The organism is Verrucomicrobiota bacterium (assembly GCA_038744685.1).
In the GTDB taxonomy this organism is placed as follows: domain Bacteria; phylum Verrucomicrobiota; class Verrucomicrobiia; order Opitutales; family Puniceicoccaceae; genus Puniceicoccus.
The window spans coordinates 28,219-53,246 of record JBCDMB010000001.1 but is presented as its reverse complement, the minus strand read 5'-3'; the positions used below and the strand labels follow the sequence as shown (position 1 = coordinate 53,246).

Here is a 25,028-nt window from a genome sequence, read left to right as displayed (position 1 = left end):
GAGCTACTCTGCTTTTCGCCGGTAGTTGATCTTCGGGAATCGATTGGGGATCCCCGGAGCTTCGTGTTCGTCAAAGTAGAGGTCATAAACTGGGAGGATCGCCTCGAGTTTCTCACGCTCGCCGAGATGCACCTCGGAGACCTGGTTCCAATTCGTGATGGGGGCAAAACTGGTCAGATCGTTGGGAGTATTTGAAACATCCCACCATTTTTCGGCACCGTCTTTGAGCACGTATTTGCCTCGGATGAACTGCTCGGGGCCGCGGAACGAGTACACCCATTTGCGGTGCTCGCGCTCCTCACCAAAGAGAAAAGGCACAAGGCTTTCTCCGTCGATCTCGTAGTCGGCCGGCAGTTCGCATCCCACAAGCTCCGCAATGGTCGGCAAGACATCAGTCAGACTCACCAAGGCGTCCTGCTTTCCGCTTTTGGTCATACCGGGCGAGTAGACAATGAAGGGAACATGAGCACCGCGTTGCTGGATGGGACTGTTTTTACCAAAGCCACTGGTGCCGTTGTCTGACGTGAAAATGATAATCGTGTTTTCTGCCTCGCCCATCGCTTCGAGCTTTTCGAGGTAGCGCCATATCTGGTAATCGATGTAGTTGAGGTGGCTGTGCATGCCAGGCTCTGTCACGGTTCCATGGGTGTCATACTCACCGTCATCGCCGGTAATCTTTACTTCAGCACGCGTGTATTTCTGACCATCCCACTCTATCACTGGAGTTCCGGGCCACTTACTGTCGGAGTCCGGATTGAGCCAGTCGAACGCATCATGCCCAAGGTGACTGGTGTGATAGATGAGAAATGGCTTCCCCTCGGCGTGGGCGCGGTCCATGAAATTGAGGGCCAAGTCCTGTTCCACATCAGGCCCGTAAGTCGTAACATCAAAGGCCGCCCGAGCTTCCGGAGTGTTCGGCCACCAGACAAGTTCTCCCGGATTTGCCGGATGATTCAGCACTTTAACATGAGGGAAAAAGTTCCAGCCATGCTGTTTGTAAGTGAAGACCTGTTCATCCGTGTCGTCGTTGATGAGTAGGCGCTGGCCATCCCGCTCCTCAAAGAGCAGGCGAAAGTCGGTGTAAGGATTATCAAGATGCTCCCAGTTCCCTGGCGTGAAGGCCCCCTCGTGGAAACCGTAGGCCTCGAAAGGACCGACCATTTGTGTCTTACCCGTCCAGAAAGTTGCGTAGCCAGCCTCATTCGCGACATGACTGATCAAAATAGGAGAGCTCTCGTAAAGCGGCCAGGTGGTGAACCTGCCACGCGGATCCTTGTAAACACCACGGTCCTTGTTGTTCCACCACTTCGTGCGGTGGGCATGACGGCCCGTCATCATCATCGCCCGACTTGGACTGCAAATCGTTGCCGCCCAGGCGTTGGTAACCCAGACGCCCTCCTCCGACAACCTATCGAGCACCGGGGTCGACGCACGTTTCGCAGGATCACTGGTATCTCCACCACGGATACCATCACACCAGACTGAAGATCCGTACAGGGGTAGCTCCCGGGCGCTGATATCGTCCGCAAAGTAGATGATAATATTGGGCTGCTTTTTTTCCGCCCCACAAACTAAAGTGCTGAAGCAAAACGCGAGTCCGGTAAGGAGCACTCTATTCATCCGTCACTACTATTTGATAAACTAAAGCGCGTAGAACTCCTCCCAACCCTCGCGGGGTGCAGGGTCAAGAAGTGCGTTAGCCGCATCGCTATTGGTGAAGCGTTTCGATTCCCGATCAAAGTGCAGCTCCCCGCCGAGGCGCTGGGAGATCATACCAATCGCGAGCACCTGCGAAAGTGTGCCTGATACGCTAAACGGTGACCGCGCGTCCTCCTCACCCTTGCAGGCAAGAATGAAGTTGGTCCAGTGGTTTGAGTTCTTTTGTGGGAAGCGCGGAAGATCGCGGCGCAGATCCAAGAACTTTTCGCGCGGAACGATTCGGAGAGGCTCCGAGTGAGAAACTGCACGGAAGACGAGGTCATTACCGTACATGATCTTACCGACGTAGGCGCTCCGGGGTGGTCTCGTGCCCTCGGGTGCGACGTAACCAGGCTGTTCACTTTTTAAATCGCGGTATTGCTCGGAGATCACAGGGAAGTTGCCCGGACCGTCGTACCAGTTTAGCTCCACGGCCGGCATATCCTCACGCTGCGGAAACTGAAACCGGATTGTCGAGTGGCTGGGATAAATAAGGGGGTGGACTCCATCGCGCATGAGCGAGGTGACTTTATCGGGATAGCCCAGTTTCAAAAACCGGTGCGGCGTATCGATTACGTGTGCTGCCCAGTCACCGAGCTTCCCGCAACCAAAGTCATACCAACCCCTCCAATTGTTCGGATGGAGCCACCTGCTATAGGGACGCTCTGGAGAGACTGAGCACCAGAGATCCCAATCGAGTCCATCGGGAACGACTTCATCCGGAAAGCTGTCGAACTTTGAATTCTTGGACCATCCGTTCCAACGAGACCCCTGGACCTGGTAGGCATCAATTTTTGTGATGTTGTTGATCACACCTTCTTCGGTCCAAGACTTGAATTGAAAGTAGTTTGCCCCAGAGTGGCCCTGGTTGCCCATCTGCGTGACCACACCTGAGCGTTCAGCAAGATCCATCATCCGTTCACATTGCCCAAAAGTGTGGGCGAGAGGCTTTTCACACCAAACCGCCTTGCCATAGTGCATCGCCATCATCGACGCTGGGAAGTGGGTGTGATCCGGGGTTGAAACGATGACCGCATCTATGTCGTCCGCCATTTCTTCAAACATGACTCGAAAGTCAGTAAACTGTCGTGCACTTGGATGCTCGGAAGCCGATTCCTGACACTGAGTCTGCTGCAAGTGGACATCGCAAAGCGCGACGACGTTGATCAGGTCTCCTGCCCCAGCGAGAAACGCTTTACGATTCCGATATCCCTTGTTTGCCGTTCCTATGAAGGCGACGTTGACCCGTTCACTAGGGGCCGCTCCACTAGTTGCCTTACTGCCTAGAGCAATGAACGAGGGAAGGACAGCAACCGCGCCAAATGCACTGGAGCGTTTGATGAAGCCACGACGACTAAGTGTATGCATAGGGTAAATCCGCGAGCGGACATCATGACCTACTCCCGTTGACCCCAACCCTAGCAAAATCCCAGTGAGGCAACCACATAGCCAAAAGATACGTTCTCTTCGAACACATAGAAGCACATCGCGATTAGCTTGAACCGCCAGGTGGGTGTTGAAATGAGAGCAGCGCACCTTTCTCGCCACAGTTCTTCAGCAAAGGCGGAAGGCGGCTTGATGTGTAGTGGGCTGAAGCCCGTGAACACCAAGCTAACGCAGCGAACTCTCATTTTAACTCCTTCCAAAGGGCTGTTCACCTGACGTTCCAAGCTAACCGCGAAGTGCTTCCAATACCGGATTCGTAAAAATGATCAAGGCCCAGACAGTCGACTCAACAAATCCACTACTCGTCCAGATGCAGGATACCCCGCTTGAACGCCTGAACGACTGCTTGCGTCCGATCCGCCGCACCCAGCTTCTCTCGAAGATTAACAATGTGCAGCTTCACCATGGGCAAAGATATTTCGAGCTTATCTTCGATCTCCTTGTTGCTGTAACCCGAAGCCAACAATTCAAGAACCGTCATTTCCCTTTCCGTAAGATTCTTGAGCTTTTTCCGGCGCGCCAGCTTCTGGGCGATGCTTGACGGATAGTAAGTCCCGCCGGCAGCAACTTCATGGATCGCCTCCAAGACATCTTCCACCTCTCCGGCCTTCTTCGTAAGATATCCCTTCACTCCGGCCTTCTCTGCTTTCCAAATGTCCTCTTCCGAATCGAAAACCGACAAAAGGATAATCTTCGCGTCTGGAAACTCTCCTATCAACTGGCGCGTGCATTCGACCCCGTTAATCCCAGGCATCTGGTAATCCATCGTAATTACGTCTGGCTTCAATTTTCGGACGAGTTCAATTGCCTCTTCTCCGCTACCTGCCTCTCCCACCAATTCCAGGCCAGGCTCGATCGTAATCGTCTCCGTCAAACCAAGGCGTAGGAGAGCATTGTCATCCACTACCAGAACCCGAATCTGCTTTGCTTTCGTCACGGTCTCTCAAGTTCCATTGTATCGGGTATCAGCAAAACAACACTCGTTCCTTTCGACGCTTCACTCTTGATTTCCAATTTACCCTTTAAACTTACAGCGCGCTCCTTCATTCCAATCAACCCGAAATGCCCTGCCTTCTTCCGCTGATACGGATCAAAACCCACCCCATCGTCAATGATCGTTAGTCGAAGCGAGCTCGTTCTGTATTCAATCGACACGTCAATTCGTTTTGGCTCGCCATGACGGATTGCATTAGTTGCAGATTCCCGAGCGATAAGCAAAAGATTGCGTTCCGCCGATTTCCGAAGTTTTCGGGCAGAACCCAAGACTTCAACCGTGACCTGAGCTCCGCTACCTTCGGTAATCAATTCAAGGGCCACATCGAGGGCCGATGGCAGATCCATCCGCTCCAATAGACCCCCTCGAAGGTCCAAGATCGACGCCCGTGCCTCCTCGCTACAGTGAGCGAGCATCTCCTGCGCTGTCCTCACTGTTCGTTGGCTTTGCGCTGAGTCATGTGCGATCTCCTCAAGTCGACCCTTAAGATGGGTTTGCAAATTTGGATCCGCTTGCTCGCTCAGATTGATTGATCGACGAACCGACTGCTCTGCCTTGTTCGCGAGACGCTGGAGGAGTTTGTAGGCACCCCGCAGCTGAATCGCCATCGCGGCCAGCCCTTGCTCCAGGTTATCGTGAAGTTCACGTGCGATTCGTTGGCGCTCGTCTGAGATCGTCTGGCGCTCGATCTGACTACTGATTGTCGACGTCTGGCGCTCGACAGTTCGACGCAGCAAAAAGACCCAAACAACAAAGAGCGACATGAGGACAAGAGCGATCAACAGCAGCAAGACCAACCGGAGAGGCGTCCAGAAGGGAGCTGCTTTGAGAACCTTCACATCTTCGAGCCCTCGAAGCTGTAGCGATAAGCCATCTACAAAGATGATGCCAAGTGCCTCTGGAGCGACCTCGAGGCGACAGATACCTGTTAGGGAAAGAAGCGCACCTGGCTCAACTCCGCTCAAGGTCTCACCTTCCGGAAGATAGGCCTCGAAAAGATGTGGGCCTGACCGACACAAAAGCGACACTCGTTCCTTCTCTTCAACATCGAGAACCGAGATCTCGAAACTCTTCCCGATATCGACCAATTCAGCTTCCAGCTGAATCAACTCAAAATTCAGACCTGAATCAATTTCATTTCCGAGGACGACCTGCTTCGGTTCAGGCGGATCTCCTTCCCGCATTCTCTCGACCTCAATTGCGCGAAACGCCGGGCTGACGGGTTGCGGCCATACCAGACCACCGACGACCACCGTGTCACCTAGCGAAACATCAGGCACTTCCTTTGGCACAACCAATAGCGAACTCTCTTTGCCCCGCAGAAAAAGCTCGGAATCGCTAACGTAGGTCACCACTCCTTCCGTCTGAACGGACTGCCTCAACCGTGCACCCACTCGCATTAGCTCATGAATCCCGAAAGAAGGCATATCCTCAACCAAAGCACCCTCCCGAAGCGGGATAAGATCCTGAGCTGAGTTTACAAAGAAGATTCGCCCTGTAAGCTGCCGATTCGTGTTAAAAACCGATCCCGCAACGGCATCAAACCGCACCAGCCGAAACATCAATTCACGCACCCGCTGAAGCCCCTCTTCCGTCTTAGGCAACTGCGCGTAGACGGTAATCCCATTCATATCCAGCCCGATCACGATAGCATTCAATCTATCGAATACGGTAACGGAAATTAGGCGCCCCATTACCGAAACCCAGTCCGAGTCGATATTCGTATCAAAAATCTGGTAGAGGTAGAAAGGTCTCGCCTCGGGTAGCGGTGCACGGCCCGTCTTTTGAAAGGTCTCAGGTTGAATCGACGGCGTAAAATGCCCGGGCTTCGTATATCCTTCAATGCGGACAAGATCACCTGCCGTAAGATCCTCGAAGGATTTTCCCGGTGGGAGCCCTTCGACGTAAATGCCAGATTGCCCGTCATGCAGGAAAAAACCGTGCCCCGCCGGGTGGACTCTGATCGCCTGTCCCTCGAGGACAACCCTACGAGACTCTTCGGCTTCACTCTCTGTCAAGACTCGGACTTCACCAATCAACCGGATCGGTTCTGTCTCTTGCGCGAACACCGGTGCAACGCACCACGAAGCTCCAAGAAAAAACACCAGACGGAACCATCTTTTCACAGTTTCTCTCATGAGGAGCAAACAAGCGTCGAGGTAAACAGCATCAGGCGAGATGATTCCGCAACTTGAAGAAAATCGCAAGGCTCAGCTCGTTCATGAAAGCAAGAAAACCCGCGCCCACGGCAGCCCGTCCTTTAGCCTGTCCAACGGTAAACACTATGGTCAGAACTGACAAACACTCACTGTCGAACCAGAGGATTTAGTGGGATTGGACTTGGACGAGAGACTTTTTGCGGCTAGGAAGACTAGTTCCCCCACCAGCTGTAGACCAGTTCCCCTACCACATCCACTAGGGCGAGGGATGCAGCGTTAATGAGAAGGAGCATACCGAACTTCTCTAACGGTCATGAAACTAGCCGACCAAGACTCCATTCAAATGCTAAAGTCTGGAATTGCTGACCTCCAGAATCAATTCAAAGTAGAACAACACTAACCACCAATTGAAATATACTTGGAGGTATAATTCCAAATTAAAGAAGGACTATCTGATGCAAAACTACTCCTCTTACATTGAAAACCTTGACGGCAAGGTTCTCCTTGGCTGCGACGGTTTCATCGACGAAGTGTATCAAGTCGTTCAGCAGCGCCAGAGTGTCAGCGATTTCTCCGCTATGGAAAAGCTAAGATTATTCGGCGAGTTGATCGTTTCGCGAGCCGAAGGAGGAGTAGGACTAGAAATTGTGCACAAGCGTCGCTGTGAGGGCGGTTTTGTAATCAATACAGGTCGAGTAGCCGGATTGCTTGGCATCAGGCCTACCCTTCTTGGTCTATTCGGCCAAGACAAGATCGACCCCGCGTTCGCCTTTTTCGACGATATCTGCGAATTGGTGTCGCTCGGTGACCCAGCTCTTACGATTGCTTTCGAATTCAACGACGGCAAAGTTCTGATGAGCGACCTCAAGACAGTTGCTAACCTGACTTGGGATGACGTGGTCGAAAGACTCGGAGAAGAGACTCTCAAGAAACTCTTTTCCAGCGTTGATATCCTTGGGCTTGGTTACTGGTCACTCACCCCAGACTTTGATAACTTGCTAAGTGGTTTCATCAATCTGAGCGAAACCGCTAGACCACCGAAGCGCATGTTCTTCGACTTCGCGGATATAGGGAAGAAATCTGCCGAATCCTTAGCCGAAAGTCTGGAGCTCATCCGAGAGCTAAATATAGGAATTCCCATGACGCTGAGCGCGAATGAGCATGAAGCTGGTGAGCTGTTTCGTGTTTTCGACGTGCGAGATCCGGGCGAGAATCCTGCAGCAGTCAACTCAGCGCTCTTGAGGGTCCGTGAGGCTATTGAAATTGATGAAGTCATCGTTCACACCCCCACCTTTGCAGCCGCGTCGAGCTCCACTGGTGAAGAGGCATTTGTTGTGCAGGATACTCAGACAAAGGTTGTCCGAACCGCAGGTGCGGGAGACAGTTTCAACGGTGGATATCTCTGCGCCTCTCTAGGAGATCTCTCGATCAAGGAACGCCTTGTCATAGCAAACGCTACTACGGCCTTTTTCGTTACCCACGCTCGTCCGCCAAACAAGGAGGAACTCATTGCCCAAATTGAAATGGCAAGCGATAAGTGAACTGAAACGAATTGAGGATCTGCTTATTCCAGAATGTACTCACTCTAAGATGTAGTTCACCGATCAGGAGGTTGATGACACTGCGCTTTACAGAGCACTTCGCGGATAGGTTGACCTGTCGGGTGGGAAACAAAAATGTAAGCAGCGCACTTGTCTCGCCGTAGCTCTTCAGCGAAGGCTGACGTCGGCTTGGTATGTAGCCGGCTGAAGCCCGTGAACACCATCCTTTGTGTCGTGAACGGCTCTCAAATTCAACGCTTTGCCAGAACCTCGCCTTCGTAGCTCTTGATATCGTTCATAAGGTCGGTCTCGCTAGGCACGTCGCTGCGTTTACAGAATTCATCCCAAACGAAAGCCCAAGGCATCGACTTGCATTGCTCTAAGAGGGCTAGGCGCGTCGTGTAATCTCCCACTAGCTCGGCTCCTTTCAAATCTTCAACTGGCTCCAGAAGGGCCATTAGTAATGCCTTTTGCGCCGAACGAGTGCCGATTGCCCAAGCCGCGATACGGTTGATTGAAGCGTCGAAGAAATCCAAGCCGATATGCGTGCGAGGAAGCGCATCGCAGCGAACCAGCTCCTGCATGATCGCCTGAGTCGGATCGTCGAGCAACACGACATGATCACTGTCCCAACGTACCCCACGAGAAACATGGAGAAGCAGTTCCGGCACATACATGAGCACCGACGAGATCTTGTCGGCAATGCTCTCCGTCGGATGAAAGTGCCCGGCATCGAGACAAAGTGCTGTCTGGTTCTTCGCAGAATAACCCAGATAGAATTCATGCGACCCCACAACAAAACTCTCTGATCCAATACCGAAGAGCTTCGACTCAACCGCATCAATGTTGTGGTTCGAATTCAGCGGTTCCGCAAAGACGGTATCCAAACTAAGTTCGAGTCGCTGCCGATAGCTCAGCCGGTCTGTAGGCAAATCCTTCATGCCATCTGGTATCCAAACATTGGTGACGCAGGGACTCCCCAACTGCTTGCCAATTTCCGCACCAATCGCCCGTGAGCGCAAACAGTGCTCGATCCAAAAATCCCGCGTCCCTCGATCCGGGCTACTTAGCGTAAGACCATCATCTGCTCTCGGATGCGAAAAGCAGGACGGGTTGAAATCCATACCGATACCCTGCGCCTTTGCCCATTCGATCCAGCCCTGAAAGTACTTCACTTCGATCGCATCGCGGTCGACCCGCTGGCCACCGAAATCGCCATAAATTGCGTGCAGGTTCAAACGATGCTTTCCCGGTAGTAAGGAGAGCACTTCTTCAAGATCCTGTTTCAGTTCAGAAATTGAGCGGGCCTTGCCGGGATAATTTCCGGTTACAGCGAGCCCGCTACCGAGCACGGTATTATTTCCCTCAAAGCCACCAACATCGTCGCCCTGCCAACAGTGCAGGGAAATCGGGGTGCGGGCTAAAGTTTCGAGGGCGCTCTCGACGTCAACGCCGAGCGCAGCGTACTTTTCACAAGCGTGATCAAACATGGTAGTCTTAGTTTTAGAGTAGGAACTGTCTGGACACCATACTCTACCCGCTATCTCGATTTCGATAAATGCACTTTTCGGAACAGTGTTTGCACAATTTGGCTGCAATTGATGTAATCAGAATGATATGCGGGAAAAATCCTCCAACAACCGTTATCTTGCCGCCGACCCCGAAGTAGAAAAATGGGGCTGGCAGATTGTCGATGCAGGAGCGCAAAGCGTAGAGCCCGGAGTCTCCTACCCACCAGAGAAACACCCTCAGGCCTACCTTTTCGGCGCAGACGGGCGGAGAACGTTGATGGAGTGCCAGATCGTTCTCCTTACCAGTGGAACGGGGCAATTTCAATCCCGCTCCCAGAGGACTACTCGCCTCGGTGCGGGCGACGCTTTTGTTCTCTTCCCCGGCGAGTGGCATCGCTACAGGCCTGATCCTGGGACCGGATGGAAGGAGCGCTGGGTCGGTTTCCAAGGGCGGGAGGCTCTTCGGCTCGTGCAGGAATTTCTTCCTCGCAGCCACCCAATCTACCCAAGTGCTGGAAGTAGCGAAATGAATGAGATTTTCCAGAAGCAATACGACTACCTGAACAACGTCGATCCAGGTTCCGAACAGGTGGCAGCCAGCTTGATTCCCCAACAAATCGCCCTCTTGCGCCGCAGCCGAATCGCCAAAAACAGCCAACAGAGCCGGCGGCGTGAAATCATTGTCTCGGCTAAAGCCGCGATCTTATCGGACCTCAGCAAGAGGACTGATTTTACTCATTTGGCCACCGAAATCGGCCTTTCCTATTCGCGATTCAGACGAATTTTTCAAAGCGAAACGGGGCACGCCCCTCGTGAGTTCGAGAACGTCATGAAGCTGACCCGTGGACGGGAACTCTTGAGCGGAGGTAGGCACAACGTTAGTTCTGTAGCCGACCTTTTGGGTTACTCTTCCGTCTACTATTTTTCGCGGGCCTACAAGAAACACTTCGGGCGTCCACCCTCGCAGGATTCATCGATAATCTGAATCGTGATTTACCCACTCAGCGCCCGAACCGGAATCTAGCAAGCACCTTCTTCTGTGAGCTTCGTTCAAGCAACTTTCGATTCGGTCGGCATCGGCCTCGGACAACTTTCGAGCGCCTCCGAAAGCTACGTTAGCGACAAGTATCCTCGCCCATTTTTCGAACATCACCTTGGTGTTGATTACTTCGAGGTCGGATTGACTGGGAATGTGCGTGCCATAATTTTCCAGTAGGGTAACTTTGGACGCTTTCCCATGCTCGGCCTCGAAACTGCGTAGAGAACCGCCCGCTGCAAGTGCGCGAGAGTCGCTCGAACGCTTTTGGGGTTCAAAAACAACCAGTACTTTGGATGGGAAATAAAATGAGAGTTCGACAAGTTTTTCGAGTGTGCCTTCTTCGCACTCAAACTCGGTCTAGCGGAGAAATGCTTCATGCAGGCCACCATCAACGATCATGACATGCCCAGTGGTCTTGGAAGCCCGGTCGCTGGCCATGAAGTGAATCGCTTCGGCCTGATCCTCCGGCGTTATCGGTTCATTCGTCAAAGTTCGTGACGCATAGAACCTCGCAAGTTTATTGCGAAGGTCCTCGGTCTCTTCCGAATCGGTGTAATCGATATTGTATTTCTTTAGCGATGCCATGACCCGATCCCGTGGAAACATTAGCGAACCCTTAACGACTGTAGCTGGCGCGATGCCGTTCACCCGAGCATAGGGAGAGAGCTCCACAGCGAGCTCTCGGATGATATGGTTAGCCGCTGCCTTTGATGAGTCGTAGGCGACAGATCCCTTCTTTGGAACAACCGCATTGACCGAAGTTGTAATCACAACTGAACTTTTCATGTGTGGGCCTTGAGCCTCAAATATCTCCCGCGCAGAATCAGCCACGAGGTAGGGTCCGAAGGAATTAATGCGGAAAACGGTCTCCCACTGGTCGACGCTAAATCTACCGTCCACATTCGGAGCGAGGAAGATACCAGCTGTTAGCGCCAGCACATCGATGCCTCCAAAAGCGTAAACCGTATCAGCGTAACAGGCCTCGATACTCGTTGGGTCCGTAATATCGATTTTGCAGGCGATCGCGTTTCCACAATTGGACAGACCGGTGCCAGCGACACCGATTCCGAGACCGGTTTTTTCGAGGATCGCATCGGCAGTTTCCTGCGCAGCATCAAGATTTAGGTCGGCGCATACCACGTGGGCTCCATCCTCTGCGAAGCGGAGAGCCGTCTCGCGACCAATTCCAGAGCCAGCTCCTGCGACGATGACAACCTTGCTCGCAAATTCCTTCTCTTTTGGCATGCGCTGGAGCTTCGCCTCCTCAAGGAGCCAGTACTCGATATCGAAGGCCTCCTGTCGTGGAAGACCAATGTACTCATCAATCGCCTCCGCTCCACGCATAACGCCAATAGCGCAATTGTAGAACTCAGCAGTCACGCGCGACTCGGATTTGTTTTTACCAAAAGAAATGAGGCCGAGACCTGGAATCAGGATCACAGTCGGGTTCGGGTCGCGCATAGCTGGAGAATCGTCGTGCTTGCAACTCTCGTAGTAGGCTGAGTAGTCGGCTCGGTATTCTTTTAGACCATCGAGAAGTAGCTCCTTCAGTTTCTCAAGGTCTCCGGACTGTGGATCCCAATCGATAAAGAGTGGCTTGATCTTGGTGCGCAAAAAGTGATCTGGACAGGAAGTGCCAATTTCAGCCAAGCGCGGAGCATCTGCCGAGTTTACAAATTCTAGAACGGCGGCGTCGCGGTGAACGGTCGCGATGAAACGTCTCTGCTGGGAGACATTTCCACGCAAGAATGGCAGCAACTCCAAGGTCAAATCTTTCGCGCGATCCTCATCGATTGAGCTGTATTTTTGACCGCTAAAGGTCTTCGCTCCCTTGTCCTTCGAATCAATAAATCGACCGGCCTTCTCGATGAGCTCAAGCGTTAGCTCATAGCAGGCCTTGTCATCATCAGCCCAGTTGATCAGGCCGTGCTGCCCCATGTTAATTCCAACAGCGGCTTTGTTGCTCTCGAAGATCGCCTGCATCTTTAGACCAAGATCGAAACCCGGTCGTTGCCATGGGAGGTAATCCAATTGATCTCCGTAGATTTCTTTGGTCAGTGCTTCGGAGTTTTTGCATGCGGCGATCGCTATAAAGGAAATCGGGTGCATGTGGTCGACGTGCTTCGCGCCAATAAAACTATGGAGCGGTGTATCGATCGACGAGGGGCGCGGATTCAGGTTGAAGGTTGTGTGCGGATACATTCCGACCATCGCATCTTCAATGGGTGTCTTCACTCCATTTGGCGTTGTCTCGGCATAGATATTCTGAAGAGCGATCAGCTTCTCCTGATAAAGCGAAGAGAAGTTGGCCTTCTTTGAAGTTCGAAGGTCACCACCTGAGCCTTTTACCCAAAGAACCTCAACCTTCTCGCCGGTGAGCGGGTCCGTTTCTGCAATTTTTGAGGACGTGTTACCACCACCCGTGTTGGTAATTCGCTGATCCGTGCCGAGAATGTTTGAACGGTAAACCAAACGTTCGACGGGCGTGAGCTTGTCAGCATCGGTGTCATTCCAGAGGTAACTAGCATGTATATATCCTGATGATTCACTCATAATCCGTGGATTTCTTTTTGAATATTTGATCTTTTTGATCAAAACCAAATATTTTCCATATTAGTCAACAAATTTATTGCAATAAACCAAATTTATCCAAACAAACTCCGTATGTTAGCCCAAGAGCGACATCAACAAATTCTCAACCTTCTGGAAGAACGCGGCACCGTTCGGACGATCGATCTCGCCGAAGAATTCGAGGTAACCGACGAGACCATTCGAAGGGACCTGCAGAATCTGGCCGACAGTGGTCGACTGGCGCGTATCCACGGCGGAGCCAGTAGTTTGAGTGGGCGACCCAAATTGCAGTCCTTCACAGAGCGGCGATCTATCAACGTAGAGAATAAACGGAGGATCGCCCGTTCAGCTTCGAAGCTCATCCAGCCGGGCCTGACCTATGCTTTCGACAGCAGCACGACGGTCTTTGAATTGGTCTGTGCCCTACCCGATGACCCTTTCCGAGTTGTGACCAACGCCTTTGCTGTGGTCGACCAGCTTATCGGCCATGAACAAATCGAGGTAATTTGCACCGGCGGACGCTATCACCCAAAAACCCACACTTTCGTTGGCGGAGATAGCATCGATACCCTTCGTCGGCACAACATTAACACCGCCTTCATCTCCTGTATCGGTTTTGACGCTACCCGTGGGGCCAGCGAAGGTTTCGAGCAACAGGCCACCTTCAAAGAACGCCTCGTACGTTTTGCCGACAAGGTCATCCTCTTGGTTGACTCAACAAAGTTGAGCGAGCGGTCGGAGTACTTTTTCGCGGGGATCGATCAGATCTCAAAAATCATCACTGACAACGAGGCCGATCCCTCCCTTGTTCGCGAACTCGTCGCAGCCGGCTGCTCCGTGACGCTCGCAGAATAAGCGTTCCACCAAATGAGTTTAAACAAAGTCTATCTCGCAGTTGATCTTGGCGCCGGCAGCGGACGTGTTCTCGCAGGCGAGTTCGATGGCAAACGAATAGAGCTCCATGAGCTCAACCGCTTCGAAAATACTCCGGTTCAGCTACCAACAGGCTGGCACTGGAACATAACGAATTTACATCAACGTATCCTCGAAGGACTCACGCTCGCAGGCGAGCGTTTTGGGGATGCCGTCGTCAGCATCGGCATCGACTCATGGGGCGTTGACTACGGGCTAATCGACAAGAATGGCCGTCTCCTCGGTCTACCCTACCAATATAGAGACAGCCGGACCGATGGAATGATGGATCGCGCCGACCAGATCGTTGGCAACAAAGCCATCTACGATGCGACTGGCGTCCAGTTCATGTCTTTCAATTCGCTCTACCAAATCCTTTCGGAAGTGGAGTTCAAAAACCCTTCAATAGATGCCGCTGAGGATCTTCTTTTTACGCCTGACTTACTCGGCTACTGGCTGACAGGCAATAAGACCCAAGAGCGTAGTATTGCCAGCACCTCTCAACTCTACAACCCGAAGACCGGCGATTGGGACCACAATTTGATCGAGAAACTTGGCATCCCAAGTCGGCTTTTCAAAACACTCAGTGATCCGGGCGACGTCCTTGGAGAGCTTACGGACTATGTTGCCGCAAACACGGGCTTACAAAATGTGAAGGTCGTCACGGTTGCCGGACACGATACCGCAAGCGCGGTCGCCGCCATTCCAAGTCAGGCAGAGACCCCTGCCTACCTCAGTAGTGGCACCTGGTCTTTGATGGGGCTGGAGCTGCCCGAACCGATTATTAGTGATGAGTCCTTCTCCGACTCGTTTACGAACGAGGTTGGAGTCGGAAAAAAGATCCGTTTCCTTAAAAACATCTGTGGCCTTTGGCTAATCCAAGAGTCGAAATCCTATTGGAAGATTGAGGGCGAAGATATTCCTTACAGTAAGATGGCCTTACTCGCCGCCGACGCACCTGCCTTCAGGTCATTGATCGATCCAGACGACGAACGGTTCGCAGAAGCTGGTCGTATGCCAGAGAAAATCCAGCAATACTGCGAAGAGACCAACCAACCCGTTCCTGAGACGAAGGGCCAAATCATCCGTTGTGTTTATGAGAGCCTCGCCCTTCGCTACGCGGAGGTTTGGGATAAGCTGATGAACTACACTAAAAAGCCGCCTACGACGCTACACATCGTCGGCGGTGGGTGTCAGGATAAGCTCCTCAATCAATTTGCTGCCAATGCTATCGGAACGAAGGTCGACGCCTGCCCGGTCGAAGCAACCGGACTGGGAAACATCCTCGTGCAAATGCTTAGTGACGGCTCTATAAACGACATCTCCGAAGGGCGACAGATTGTCCTCAACTCATCCCTCTTGGAAACCTATGAACCGTCTGACCCAGAGGTCTGGCATGAGGCAAAGGAGAAATTTCTGCAAACTTCGATCCATTGATTGAAACCAGAGAATGAAAAGCGGAACCCACATTGAAAACCCGGATGTTATCCTGATCGGGAGTGGCATCATGTCAGCTACTCTCGGCGCAGTTCTCAAGGAACTCGACCCCAGCCTTCGGATCCAGCTTTACGAATGCACCAAGGGTCTCGCAGACGAGGCATCCAACGGCTGGCACAACGCAGGCACCGGACACGCCGGACTGTGCGAGCTCAGCTACACGCCGGATTACGGAGCAGATGGGGAAGTCAATGTCGCCAAAGCAATCGAGATTTTCCACCAGTTTGAGCACTCCCTTCAGTTTTGGGGCTACGCCGTGCGGAAGGGAATGATCAAAAGACCACAGGATTTCGTAAATCCCGTTCCCCACCTAAGCTTTGTCTATGGGCAGGAGCAGGTCGACTTCCTGCGCTCCCGCCACCGCCAAATGTCCGCTCACCATTTCTTTAGCGAGATGGAATACTCGGAGGACCGTGAAAAGATCCGTAGGTGGGCACCGCTCATTCTCGACGGCCGCGATCCCGGTCAACCTGTGGCCATGACCCGCATGCCCAACGGAACCGATGTCAACTTTGGTGCACTTGCAAGCGGTCTTATCGAATGGCTCGGCAAGCAAGAGGGCTGTGGCTTTGCCACGCTCCACCGCGTCACTGATTTGACGAAGCAAAATGGCCACTGGAAGGTTTCGATCAAAGACCTCGAAACAGGCCGAAGCTTCACCAACTCTACAAAATTTGTGTTTATCGGCGCCGGTGGAGGCAGCTTGCCGCTCCTGCAAAAGTCCCGCATCCCTGAAGCAAAGGGCTTTGGAGGCTTTCCCATTGGCGGTCAGTGGCTCATTTCCGAAAGCCCGGAACTGATCGAGCAGCACAACGCCAAAGTCTATGGCATGTCGCCCGGAGCCGCACCGACCATGGCCGTGCCCCACCTCGACACTCGGATCATCGGCGGCAAGAACGCACTCCTCTTCGGACCGTATGCGGCGTGGACCACAAAGTTCCTCCATGAAAAGGGCACCGTCTTCGACCTGCCCCGCTCCATCCGCCCGGACAATATCGGTTCACTCATCAAGGTGGGCCTGCACAATATTCCACTCGTGCGCTATCTGGTTCAGCAGGGCACACAGAGCATGGAGACGCGCCTCGGCGAGCTCCGAAACTTCTATCCTAGCGCGAAGGCCGAGGACTGGAAACTGATCGACGCTGGCATCCGCGTGCAGGCCATCAAGAAGGAAGACGGAGACGCCGGCATTGTTCACTTCGGCACCGAGGTTTTGACCCATGCCGACCGCAGCCTATCCGCCTTACTCGGGGCCTCGCCCGGAGCCTCCGTTTCGACCCACATCATTCTCGAAATCGTTCGCAAGTGCTTCGCAGATCGGCTTTGCGAAACGAATGGCCACGAACGCATGAAGGCCATGATCCCAAGCTACGATGAATCACTCGTCGAACCGGCAATGGCAGAGCGCCAAAAAAAGCTGAATAGAGAGGCCACGAAATCACTCCAGCTGGTTTCCTGATCCAGATGGTGACGGTTCTCTTGGGATAGTGTTCAAATACTCGTCCGGGTTGAGTTCGGGACTGTAGGAGGGCATGAAGATCTGTTCGATGCGGTGCTTGTTCTTTTCGAGCCAGCCTTTGATGGCTTTGCTGTGATGGACTCTGAGGTTATCGACTACCAGATAGACCTTTCGCTTGAGGAACTTGATCATTTGGCGCAGGAACCTCAGAAAAATGTCCGAGTCGAAGGTTTTGGTCAGAGGAATCCAATCCATCTTGCCATGCTTGTTTACCGCACTGATCAGACTCGAATGATAGCGCTTCCACCAGCGATTCAACGTGGGCTGATGCACTCCAACTTCCTTCGCGACCAAGGTTTGGCTTTTACCCTCCTTCAGGCCACAGATTGCCTGCCGGCCTATCTCTTCTTGAGCCTCTGGGCTAAGGGTTCTTGTGTCTCGATTTTCAATGCAATCATCCTAGGCACTCCTTGTACCAACTTATGATCTATTCTGAGAGCTGATCAATATTCTTCGCCTCAAGCGAAATGCTCCTTGAACAGATGTGCAACCTCGTCGAACACCCTGAGATATGGATCATTATTCTCCGCACACGTAATGCACGGTACCTCGACGGCACTGCAACCATGGCGATGCGCGACCTCATACGCTTTGCACCCAGTCGTAACCGAGACGTCATCATCAGCGGAGCCCATGAATAAGTCGAACTTGTCTTTCAAAACTCTGGCTTACTCAAAGAACTTGGCGAAGCTAATTTCCACCAATGGCATCCTGATCAGCCAAACGTATCGACCCGCAATGCCCTTGAGCGAGTAAAAGAACTATTGGGCAACAGCAACGCAAACATCACCATATTTGCAAAGGACTAGACCCACACAGCACTATGCGATTGAAACGTTTAGCCCCTTTGCTCGCATAGCTTTTGTCAGCATATGCTCACGATTTGTAATCAAATGATCAATACGTCGCCAAGGTAGGGTTTGCATATGCGAAACCTCTCCGAACTTTGAAGTATCGCTCAGCAAAATGATCTTCTCAGCTCGCGAGGCCATAGCCTGCTTCACTTCAATTTCCTGCGGGTTCGGATCTGTAACTCCTGCTCCAACATCGACCGCCGTCGCCGTGAGTAGAAACTTTGCCGCCCGCCGACGACTGAAGAAAGTAGCTGCCTCACGTCCAACCATTGTTCCCGACTCCGGACGGAGCAAACCACCTGAAACATAGACGGTCGGTCTTGAGACATGAGGCAGCAAGGCCTGCGCAACAGGTAAACTATTGGTGAGGATGGTCAACCCTCCTGGAAGGGCTTGGTCTCTGAGCGATGCGATCGTTGTCCCGCCATCGAGAATGAGTATATCCCCCTCATCAATACAGTTGGCCGCTACATAACTGGCAATACGTTGTTTCGCCGCACGTGCTCGATCCGACTTTGCCGTGTAGTCCAGTTCATCGGCCACCGTATTTGCCATTGCTCCTCCGCGGACGCGGCGCAGTTGCCCTCGTTCTTCAAGCAACTTCAGGTCTCGCCAGACCGTCATCGGCGTCACGCCAAGCGACACCTCTAAATCGGCACAACGAATTTCCCCCTGCATTTTTAAAAACTCTAGAATTCGCCGATGGCGTTCGTGGGCATAATCAGCCATGTTATAAATAAGTAGTTATGTTATGTTTGTTAAATACTCTCGATTTCCAACAACTGCCTGTCAACAGTCGTTCGCATGCTTGAACAATTCAAGGAACTCGCCCGATACTACAACGGATCGACTGCCGAAATGAACGGAGGCCAAGTCGTCGAACGCACTCTCAGTCAACTCAAAGGATGTTTCGCGGATGAAGCAGCCTTCGAGGCAGCTCTGGAGAAAGAAGACAGCCTACTCTATCGAGTCACCGCAATCGAACCAGCCAAAGGCAACGGCGACCTACACTACGGCCTCGGCATTCTCTATCCAGGTAAGATCGGCAACGAATACTATCTGACCAAAGGCCACCTACACAGCACCCGCGAAGCAGCCGAGGTCTACATTGGCCTCTCCGGCGCGGGCTACATGTTGCTTGAAGACGAGAAGACTGGCGAGTCCCGCCTCGAACCGCTCGGCGAAGGCTCCGTTGTCTACGTGCCGGGCTACACCGCTCACCGCACGATGAACACGGGAGATGCGCCACTCACCTACTTTGGCGTCTACCCTGCCAACGCAGGGCACGACTACGGTCTCATCGCCAAGCGCAACTTTCTCAAGGTCCTCGTAGAAGAAAACGGCGAACCAACCCTCAAGGACCGCTAACTTCCCACGAGACCGTCAGACTTTCCCACCTTCAACCTTCCACATTTCATGAACTACGTCACCAAACCCTTCCCCGCCGAGAAGCCCGAGCCGGATCACGTCGTCCGCCCTTGGGGGCAATTCAAACAATACGCCTTTAATGAAGACTGCACCGTTAGCCTCATGGAGGTAAAACCAGGTATGCGTCTATCGCTTCAAAGTCACACCGGTCGAGCTGAGCTTTGGATCGTGATGGATGCCGGCGCACAAGTGCAGGTGGGCGATAAAATCCGCGAGTGCCAACCATGGGAAGAGATTTGGATTCCCGCTAACGAAAAGCACAGACTCTCCTGCGTCGGCGACACGCCATGCCGTGTGCTCGAAGTCGCATTCGGGAACTGGCAGCAATCCGATATCGAGCGCTATGAAGACGATTTTGCCCGCCCCGATAAAGGAGAATGAGCCATGAGCTACTTACAAAAACTCGGCATGGGTGAGGCCAACTATGACCTCAAGCCCTACATTCCTGTCAAAGGATACGAGAGACAGTGCTGGACAGATTGGTCCAGCATTGGCACGGAGCTGAAACGCTCCATCGACGCTCTGGGTAAGAACAAGGTCGTCGTCGCGATCGAGTGCTACTCCGGCATTATCGAAGAAGAGGTCGTTCCCGCTCTGCAAGCAGCGTTGCAAGCAGACATCTGGATCGGCACTGAAAAGGACTCCTTTAAGGCACCGGAGGAGATCGACGACTTGCTCGCACCCGAACTCGGCGGTGACGATCCTATTTTCGGTCGCATCACACGCCTGAGCCTGAAGGACTACCTTGATGCGGGCAAAGTTGAGAAAATTCAAAAAGGTATTCAAAGGTCGAATACAGGAATGACTGTCATCTACGGCCCTGCCGCGCTGCTCTGTTGCGAAGCACCCGATCTTGTCGTCTACGCAGACATGGCTCGCTGGGAGGCGCAAGTCCGTCAACGCGACAATAAAATCAGCAATCTCGGCGTCGACAACAAAGAACTCAAGGCTTCTCTACAATACAAGCGCAGCTTCTTCATCGACTGGCGCGCCTGCGACAAACTCAAGCGCGCGACTTTCGATCAGTGGGACTACCTGCTTGACACCTGTGCCGAGGGCGAACCAAAGCTCATTACGGGTGACGCCTTCCGCGCTGGCCTTGAACAGGCCACCAAGCAACCGTTCCGTGTAGTTCCTTTTTTCGACCCTGGCGTTTGGGGTGGTCAGTGGATGCGCGAGATCTGCCAGCTCCCGAAGGACAAGCCGAACTACGCATGGTGCTTCGACTGCGTGCCGGAAGAAAACAGTCTCCTCCTCGGTTTTGGTGAAACGCGCGTGGAGATCCCATCAATCAATCTCGTATTCCGTCATCCCGATGCACTACTCGGAGAGCCCGTCCATGGGATGTTCGGCGCCGATTTCCCGATTCGCTTCGACTTCCTCGACACGATGGAGGGTCAGAACCTAAGTCTTCAGGTGCACCCCACAGTGGACTACGCTTACGAGCACTTCGGCCTGCGCTACACGCAGGACGAAAGCTACTACATCCTTGATGCCGGAGAAAACGCCGAGGTCTATCTTGGCCTCGCCGACGATGTCGACCCCGAAGCGATGCTCGCCGACCTCAAGACCGCATCCGAAGACCCCAGCAAGCCCTTCCCTGATAAAGAACACGTAGCGCGTTTCCCCGCGAAGAAGCACGACCACTTCCTCATCCCTGCGGGCACCTGCCACTGCTCCGGCTCCGAAAGCATGGTCCTGGAGATTAGCCACACGCCCTACATCTTTACCTTCAAGATGTGGGATTGGGACCGTGTCGACCTCAACGGACTGCCCCGCCCGATCAACCTCGAGCGCGGCACAGTCAACATCAAGTGGGAGCGCAACAAGACCTGGGCCGCCAAACATCTGGTCAACCGCAAGATCCTCGTAGCCGAGGGCGACGGCTGGCGCGAGGAACACACCGGCCTCTACGAAAGCGAGTTTATCGAAACGCGCCGCCACTGGTTCACCAAGAGTGTCGAACACGATTCCGGGGGCCACAGCGTCAACGTGCTCAACCTCGTCGAAGGCATCGAAGCGATTGTCGAAAGCCCGACGGGTGCCTTCGAGCCCTTTATCGTTCACTACGCCGAAACTTTTATTGTCCCCGCCGCTGTGGGTGCCTATACCATTCGGCCCTACGGCAAAAGCGAGGGCAAGGAATGCGCCACGCTGAAGGCCTTCATCCGTATCCGCGCATGAGCGACTCCCCTTCCATCTACCTCGGCATCGACTGTGGTGCGACCACCACAAAGGTCGGAGCCATTGATACCGACGACACCCCGATCACCCGGGAGCTAAGGCAACGGCCTACACGTGGCGAAGAAGGTGCCGGGGCGATCATCGAGGGTTGGGTTGCCAATGCAGAAGGCTTTATCAAAGAGCAGTCTCTCGACTGGTCTCGGGTAGCGGGTGTAGGTCTTGCCATCCCGGGGCCTTATCTCAGCTACGGAGTCCTTGGGAAACAGGCCAACCTACCTCACTCACTTGAGGGCTGGCGCTTTCTCGATGATTTGACAGCCGCGATTCAAGCGAATGCAGGTCGCGCCATCCCCGTCACCACGGCCAACGACGGGCAGCTCGCCGGCCTCGGTGAGGCGCGCCCAATTCAGGCAGAAACGCCCGGTTCGGTGCTCATGCTTGCGCCCGGTTCGGGTCTCGGCTGCGCCTTCGTCCATGCAGATGGCAGGCTCCTCGAAGGCGATAACAACGCCGCAGCGATTCTAGCGCACATGCCCGCCCCTCATGCTGCACTCGGCCTCCCCGCGTTTCCCTGCGGCTGTGGCCGCACATGGGGCTGCTTTGAAGTCTACACCGCGATTGCCGGGCTTCCGCATCTGATTCAGGCCTGCCTGCCGGATCATCCCGACCACCCTTTTGCATCGCTGGATACGATCACCAAAAAGGAATCACTGCAGCTGCGTGGACTTGCCCAACAAGGCGATGCGCTCGCTCTTGACGTCTTCAACATTCAGGCGCGTGCAATGGGTTATGCAGTAGCAACGGGTGCAATGGCCTACGACCCCACTCACATCATCATCGGCGGTGGGCTGATGGATCCAGAGTCGACGACACCACGGTTTCGTATTCAATATATAGATACAATTCGGAAGACCGCTGAAGAGGTAAGCTGGAGTTCTGTTGAACAACTCCATTTTCACGAAGCACGATTAGGCGAACTCTCGCAGGCCATCGGAGCAGCTCTACTGGCCCGTAGTTTCGCTTAGCCCTCATTGTTCACAAGGGGTGTAGTATTTGCTGATTCTCACTAAGGAAGGTCGGCCATGATCCTCGGGGAATGAAGAGGGTGTTGATTTGTGAATATTCGGACCTGATTTCGGCTGACTTTGACCTCGAAAATAAGTTTTCCCTGATGGATGGGCAAGGCAAAGCAGGGTGGATGTATTTTAGAGAGGTGGATTTGTAGGAGGTCGTAGGGCCTCGGTCTTGCTACTAAGGCCAAGCCTGAAGATTTTTCCAGACCCGTGCGAAATCATCCTGATCGGGGCACCCCTGAGGCGACTCGAAACGGATAGCCGGAGGCTGGTTTCACTATGGCGGCGATTTTGAAGAGCTTCAGGCGGATCGTGGCGCAGGCTGTCGTGGTAGTTCAAATCTTCGTATCTGATCGCCAAGGCTCCGCTGCGCTGGCGCAGCAACTCCTCTACGCTGTGTTCGATCAGATCTGGATCGCGTTCGTCGCGGAAGCAACCAGCCAGTGCCCGGATCGTTCCGGTGCGTAACTCCAGCTCGCGAAGCAAAAGTGCGCCCTGATCAAAACCGCCTACTTCAATAAATTTGGCAGAGCCATACTTAATGGAGCCCAAAAGGTGATCAGTAGCAAGGCCCCAATCATGATGATTCCGAAATGAACAGGATTAATACCGAGAGAAAATCGCAAGGCAGGGATGAGCACCGATATACCTTTTCAAAATGCGCGAACCAATCCGTAATAAAGGTAAAGTGAACCCTCGAATCTAACTTAGTTTCAAGCGATCAACCCTTTGCTCCAGAATCTCTCTGTAGCCTTCTTTGGCCCCTTCTGAAAGATAGCTACTACCGAGCAACTCTCTCCACTTGGGAAGTGCTGCACTCAATCCGTTCAGAATGGTCTCAATTTGGTTTTCGCTGAGACCCAACCTCTCGTTGCAAAAATAACTCAGCCACAGCTTCCGCGTCAGATGCTTCTTTTTGCCGCTAATAGGCAAAGCACTCTCCTCTTTGGCTCCACCCAAGACCAAAGTGGAATTTAAAAAATCATAGCCTGGTGCCAGCGACACGACTCCACCGCGATGCCACAGCGAAAAATTCTTCAAATGCATGTCCTCGTTTCCCGTAAGGAAACAGAAGAGTAAGCGCTTAGCCAACTTGGGCTTCTCGAGCGCCGGGAATGTACAGAATCTTTCGACCAGCTCAGCGACCCTTTCCAATGAACTATCATACTTTGTATCTCGATTCGCACCAATCAGTTGGGCGAAGTCTTCAACATGCACCCTCTCCGAGCGTCCTACCCGGTCATAGCGCTTCACAAAATAGACCCAACTATCGTCTACCGCCCGAAGAAGACCGTGAGCAGGAACATCGATACCTGCTGTGGCAGCCATCCTCATTGTGAGTGCTTCGTTGGCGGGAACTTCCTCAAAAGTCGGTGGGTTGGGTTTGAGAATAAACTTCCCTGCGCTATCAACCAATTCGATCGATTGCTTACTAATTCGCAGAACCGCTGAAAGTTTCGGCTGAACTCCTTGTATCGACATCTTGTCCGCACGCATACGAGCCTGCTTGATCTGCTCTTCTGCAGAATATTCCAATGCGTGCAGACCCGCCAACCGAGGATGCATCATCTTCAGACCCGCTTCCGAATACAGCTTCCCTTTGGGTGCGGGCTCCAAAGTGATCGGACAACTAGTCATGATGGCCAGCCTCCTCTTCAGACGACTCTTTAGCTGGACGGACCGAAAGGGAGCCAACCAGATCCTCGCCAACAATCATCAATTGGCCAAAAAGGTCGTAACGATCGAGCTTGTGGATGCGCAGCAAAGCTTCCAGTTGAAGGCCTTCCGGCAAGAGGCCATCAAACAACGGTGGGAAGGTTTTGAATAGATAAGGCTGTGTCTGCTTAGGCATCGTCAAGGAAACAGCCAATCCAACGTAGTTCGGCAGATAAGAAAACCGCCACGAATCATCACCCTCCTCTTCCAAATACCCAGCGAGTTGCCCCTGTTGGTAGACCTCAGCACGGCGCCCGATAGACCTTTCATCCGCACTCATTCAGAAGCCCTTCTCCGAGATTTCCATTCCTCAACAAGTGGCCCGTTCGGCTCCAGTTCAAGATTAAGGGAACTAAGCACAGACTCCAAGTTTCTCCAAGTAGTCCTACCTGTTCCAGCCTCAATATCCTGCACCACGAAGCGACTCACTCCAGCCAACTTGGCGAGCTCAATTTGCGTCAGACCGGCTTTCTTTCTATGGAAAACGATCAGCGATCCTATATCTGAAGCGCGCATGGTATTTCAGGCTTACTGGGTTAACTCCGTATCAGAATCTAAGAAGATCTAAATTTATCAAGTATATTGCATGTTATTACATGCATATTTCTAGATAAATTAGGAATCGAGGCTATTTTTCCTAATATCCAGCCAGTTTCGCCTGCTATATCAGGCAAAATTAATCGAAATGGGATAACCTACCTCAATGGCAAATCCGAGAGGGTATCTGTTTACACTACCAGAGAGGCATTATTGAAGGTTGGTCGAACCTCAGGACTCAAATATGATTCCTACTTCCCCAACAGGCAAAGCTCAAACACCAGCCTAAAACAACACAAGCCTCTCATAAGAAGAGCTTTACGTATATAAACCAGGAGATCGAAGTCCC

Annotated in this window: 22 protein-coding genes; 10 read left to right on the top strand and 12 right to left on the bottom strand. The window is 52.9% G+C overall.

What is annotated here, in order from left to right; translation table 11 throughout:
• Positions 1-3: 3 nt before the first annotated feature.
• From AAGJ81_00230 to AAGJ81_00215, 4 genes are all read right to left on the bottom strand, one after another.
• The gene (locus AAGJ81_00230; GenBank protein ID MEM0964560.1) at positions 4-1,620 is read right to left on the bottom strand and encodes a sulfatase-like hydrolase/transferase; all 1,617 of its coding nucleotides are present in this window, start codon (positions 1,618-1,620) and stop codon (positions 4-6) included.
• Between the two features lie 21 nt (positions 1,621-1,641).
• A complete protein-coding gene (locus AAGJ81_00225; protein ID MEM0964559.1) occupies positions 1,642-3,066 on the bottom strand; it encodes a Gfo/Idh/MocA family oxidoreductase in 1,425 nt (474 codons plus the stop codon).
• Between the two features lie 376 nt (positions 3,067-3,442).
• On the bottom strand, positions 3,443-4,081 hold the full coding sequence (locus AAGJ81_00220; protein ID MEM0964558.1) for a response regulator transcription factor: 639 nt from the start codon (positions 4,079-4,081) through the stop codon (positions 3,443-3,445).
• Entirely contained in the window at positions 4,078-6,264 is a 2,187-nt protein-coding gene (locus AAGJ81_00215; GenBank protein ID MEM0964557.1) for a sensor histidine kinase, read from the bottom strand. Before AAGJ81_00215 ends, AAGJ81_00220 begins: the two co-directional genes overlap by 4 nt.
• Positions 6,265-6,752: 488 nt before the next feature.
• Here AAGJ81_00215 and AAGJ81_00210 point away from each other — a divergent pair, with 488 nt between their 5' ends.
• Positions 6,753-7,838 carry a PfkB family carbohydrate kinase gene (locus AAGJ81_00210; protein ID MEM0964556.1) on the top strand — a complete coding sequence of 362 codons (1,086 nt, stop codon included), beginning with the start codon at positions 6,753-6,755 and terminating at the stop codon, positions 7,836-7,838.
• A gap of 251 nt (positions 7,839-8,089) precedes the next feature.
• Here the strand turns inward: AAGJ81_00210 and AAGJ81_00205 are convergent, their stop codons facing one another.
• Positions 8,090-9,328 carry an L-rhamnose isomerase gene (locus AAGJ81_00205; GenBank protein MEM0964555.1) on the bottom strand — a complete coding sequence of 413 codons (1,239 nt, stop codon included), beginning with the start codon at positions 9,326-9,328 and terminating at the stop codon, positions 8,090-8,092.
• 127 nt (positions 9,329-9,455) lie between these two features.
• On the opposite strand from AAGJ81_00205, the gene AAGJ81_00200 reads away from it, so the two are divergent.
• Positions 9,456-10,334: an AraC family transcriptional regulator gene (locus tag AAGJ81_00200; protein MEM0964554.1), complete on the top strand. Its 879-nt coding sequence runs from the start codon at positions 9,456-9,458 to the stop codon at positions 10,332-10,334.
• A 411-nt stretch (positions 10,335-10,745) separates the two neighbouring features.
• Here AAGJ81_00200 and AAGJ81_00195 read toward each other — a convergent pair whose 3' ends face one another.
• Positions 10,746-12,941 carry a bifunctional rhamnulose-1-phosphate aldolase/short-chain dehydrogenase gene (locus tag AAGJ81_00195; protein ID MEM0964553.1) on the bottom strand — a complete coding sequence of 732 codons (2,196 nt, stop codon included), beginning with the start codon at positions 12,939-12,941 and terminating at the stop codon, positions 10,746-10,748.
• Positions 12,942-13,052: 111 nt separating this feature from the next.
• Here AAGJ81_00195 and AAGJ81_00190 point away from each other — a divergent pair, with 111 nt between their 5' ends.
• From AAGJ81_00190 to mqo, 3 genes are read left to right on the top strand one after another with little or no spacing between them, the layout of a single operon-like run.
• Positions 13,053-13,814: a DeoR/GlpR family DNA-binding transcription regulator gene (locus AAGJ81_00190; GenBank protein MEM0964552.1), complete on the top strand. Its 762-nt coding sequence runs from the start codon at positions 13,053-13,055 to the stop codon at positions 13,812-13,814.
• Between the two features lie 12 nt (positions 13,815-13,826).
• Positions 13,827-15,308, top strand: a complete 1,482-nt coding sequence (locus AAGJ81_00185) for a rhamnulokinase family protein (protein ID MEM0964551.1) — start codon at positions 13,827-13,829, stop codon at positions 15,306-15,308.
• Positions 15,309-15,321: 13 nt separating this feature from the next.
• Positions 15,322-16,827, top strand: coding sequence for a malate dehydrogenase (quinone) (gene mqo / locus AAGJ81_00180; protein MEM0964550.1), 1,506 nt, complete (start codon positions 15,322-15,324; stop codon positions 16,825-16,827).
• Here the strand turns inward: mqo and AAGJ81_00175 are convergent.
• Positions 16,807-17,181, bottom strand: a complete 375-nt coding sequence (locus AAGJ81_00175; GenBank protein MEM0964549.1) for a transposase — start codon at positions 17,179-17,181, stop codon at positions 16,807-16,809. The two genes, mqo and AAGJ81_00175, sit on opposite strands and share 21 nt — an antisense overlap.
• A 173-nt stretch (positions 17,182-17,354) precedes the next feature.
• On the opposite strand from AAGJ81_00175, the gene AAGJ81_00170 reads away from it, so the two are divergent.
• Positions 17,355-17,528 carry a hypothetical protein gene (locus AAGJ81_00170; GenBank protein MEM0964548.1) on the top strand — a complete coding sequence of 58 codons (174 nt, stop codon included), beginning with the start codon at positions 17,355-17,357 and terminating at the stop codon, positions 17,526-17,528.
• Between the two features lie 180 nt (positions 17,529-17,708).
• Here AAGJ81_00170 and AAGJ81_00165 read toward each other — a convergent pair whose 3' ends face one another.
• Positions 17,709-18,470 (bottom strand): DeoR/GlpR family DNA-binding transcription regulator, encoded by a 762-nt coding sequence (locus AAGJ81_00165; protein MEM0964547.1) that lies wholly within the window; start codon positions 18,468-18,470, stop codon positions 17,709-17,711.
• 75 nt (positions 18,471-18,545) lie between these two features.
• On the opposite strand from AAGJ81_00165, the gene AAGJ81_00160 reads away from it, so the two are divergent.
• The 4 genes from AAGJ81_00160 to AAGJ81_00145 are packed head-to-tail and all read left to right on the top strand — an operon-like array spanning position 18,546 to position 22,378.
• Positions 18,546-19,109 carry a glucose-6-phosphate isomerase family protein gene (locus tag AAGJ81_00160; protein MEM0964546.1) on the top strand — a complete coding sequence of 188 codons (564 nt, stop codon included), beginning with the start codon at positions 18,546-18,548 and terminating at the stop codon, positions 19,107-19,109.
• 48 nt (positions 19,110-19,157) lie between these two features.
• Positions 19,158-19,550, top strand: coding sequence for a phosphomannose isomerase type II C-terminal cupin domain (locus AAGJ81_00155; GenBank protein ID MEM0964545.1), 393 nt, complete (start codon positions 19,158-19,160; stop codon positions 19,548-19,550).
• Between the two features lie 3 nt (positions 19,551-19,553).
• The gene (locus AAGJ81_00150) at positions 19,554-21,353 is read left to right on the top strand and encodes a mannose-6-phosphate isomerase (protein MEM0964544.1); all 1,800 of its coding nucleotides are present in this window, start codon (positions 19,554-19,556) and stop codon (positions 21,351-21,353) included.
• Positions 21,314-22,378 (top strand): ROK family protein, encoded by a 1,065-nt coding sequence (locus tag AAGJ81_00145; GenBank protein ID MEM0964543.1) that lies wholly within the window; start codon positions 21,314-21,316, stop codon positions 22,376-22,378. Before AAGJ81_00150 ends, AAGJ81_00145 begins: the two co-directional genes overlap by 40 nt.
• 180 nt (positions 22,379-22,558) lie before the next feature.
• Here the strand turns inward: AAGJ81_00145 and AAGJ81_00140 are convergent, their stop codons facing one another.
• The 4 genes from AAGJ81_00140 to AAGJ81_00125 all read right to left on the bottom strand — a co-directional run bounded on the left by AAGJ81_00140 (position 22,559) and on the right by AAGJ81_00125 (position 24,658).
• The gene (locus AAGJ81_00140) at positions 22,559-22,978 is read right to left on the bottom strand and encodes a transposase (protein MEM0964542.1); all 420 of its coding nucleotides are present in this window, start codon (positions 22,976-22,978) and stop codon (positions 22,559-22,561) included.
• Positions 22,979-23,128: 150 nt separating this feature from the next.
• Entirely contained in the window at positions 23,129-24,064 is a 936-nt protein-coding gene (locus AAGJ81_00135) for a HipA domain-containing protein (protein ID MEM0964541.1), read from the bottom strand.
• Positions 24,057-24,422, bottom strand: a complete 366-nt coding sequence (locus AAGJ81_00130; GenBank protein ID MEM0964540.1) for a HipA N-terminal domain-containing protein — start codon at positions 24,420-24,422, stop codon at positions 24,057-24,059. The genes AAGJ81_00135 and AAGJ81_00130 overlap by 8 nt, the downstream gene beginning before the upstream one ends.
• Positions 24,419-24,658, bottom strand: a complete 240-nt coding sequence (locus AAGJ81_00125) for a helix-turn-helix domain-containing protein (protein MEM0964539.1) — start codon at positions 24,656-24,658, stop codon at positions 24,419-24,421. The genes AAGJ81_00130 and AAGJ81_00125 overlap by 4 nt, the downstream gene beginning before the upstream one ends.
• Between the last annotated feature and the right edge of the window lie 370 nt (positions 24,659-25,028).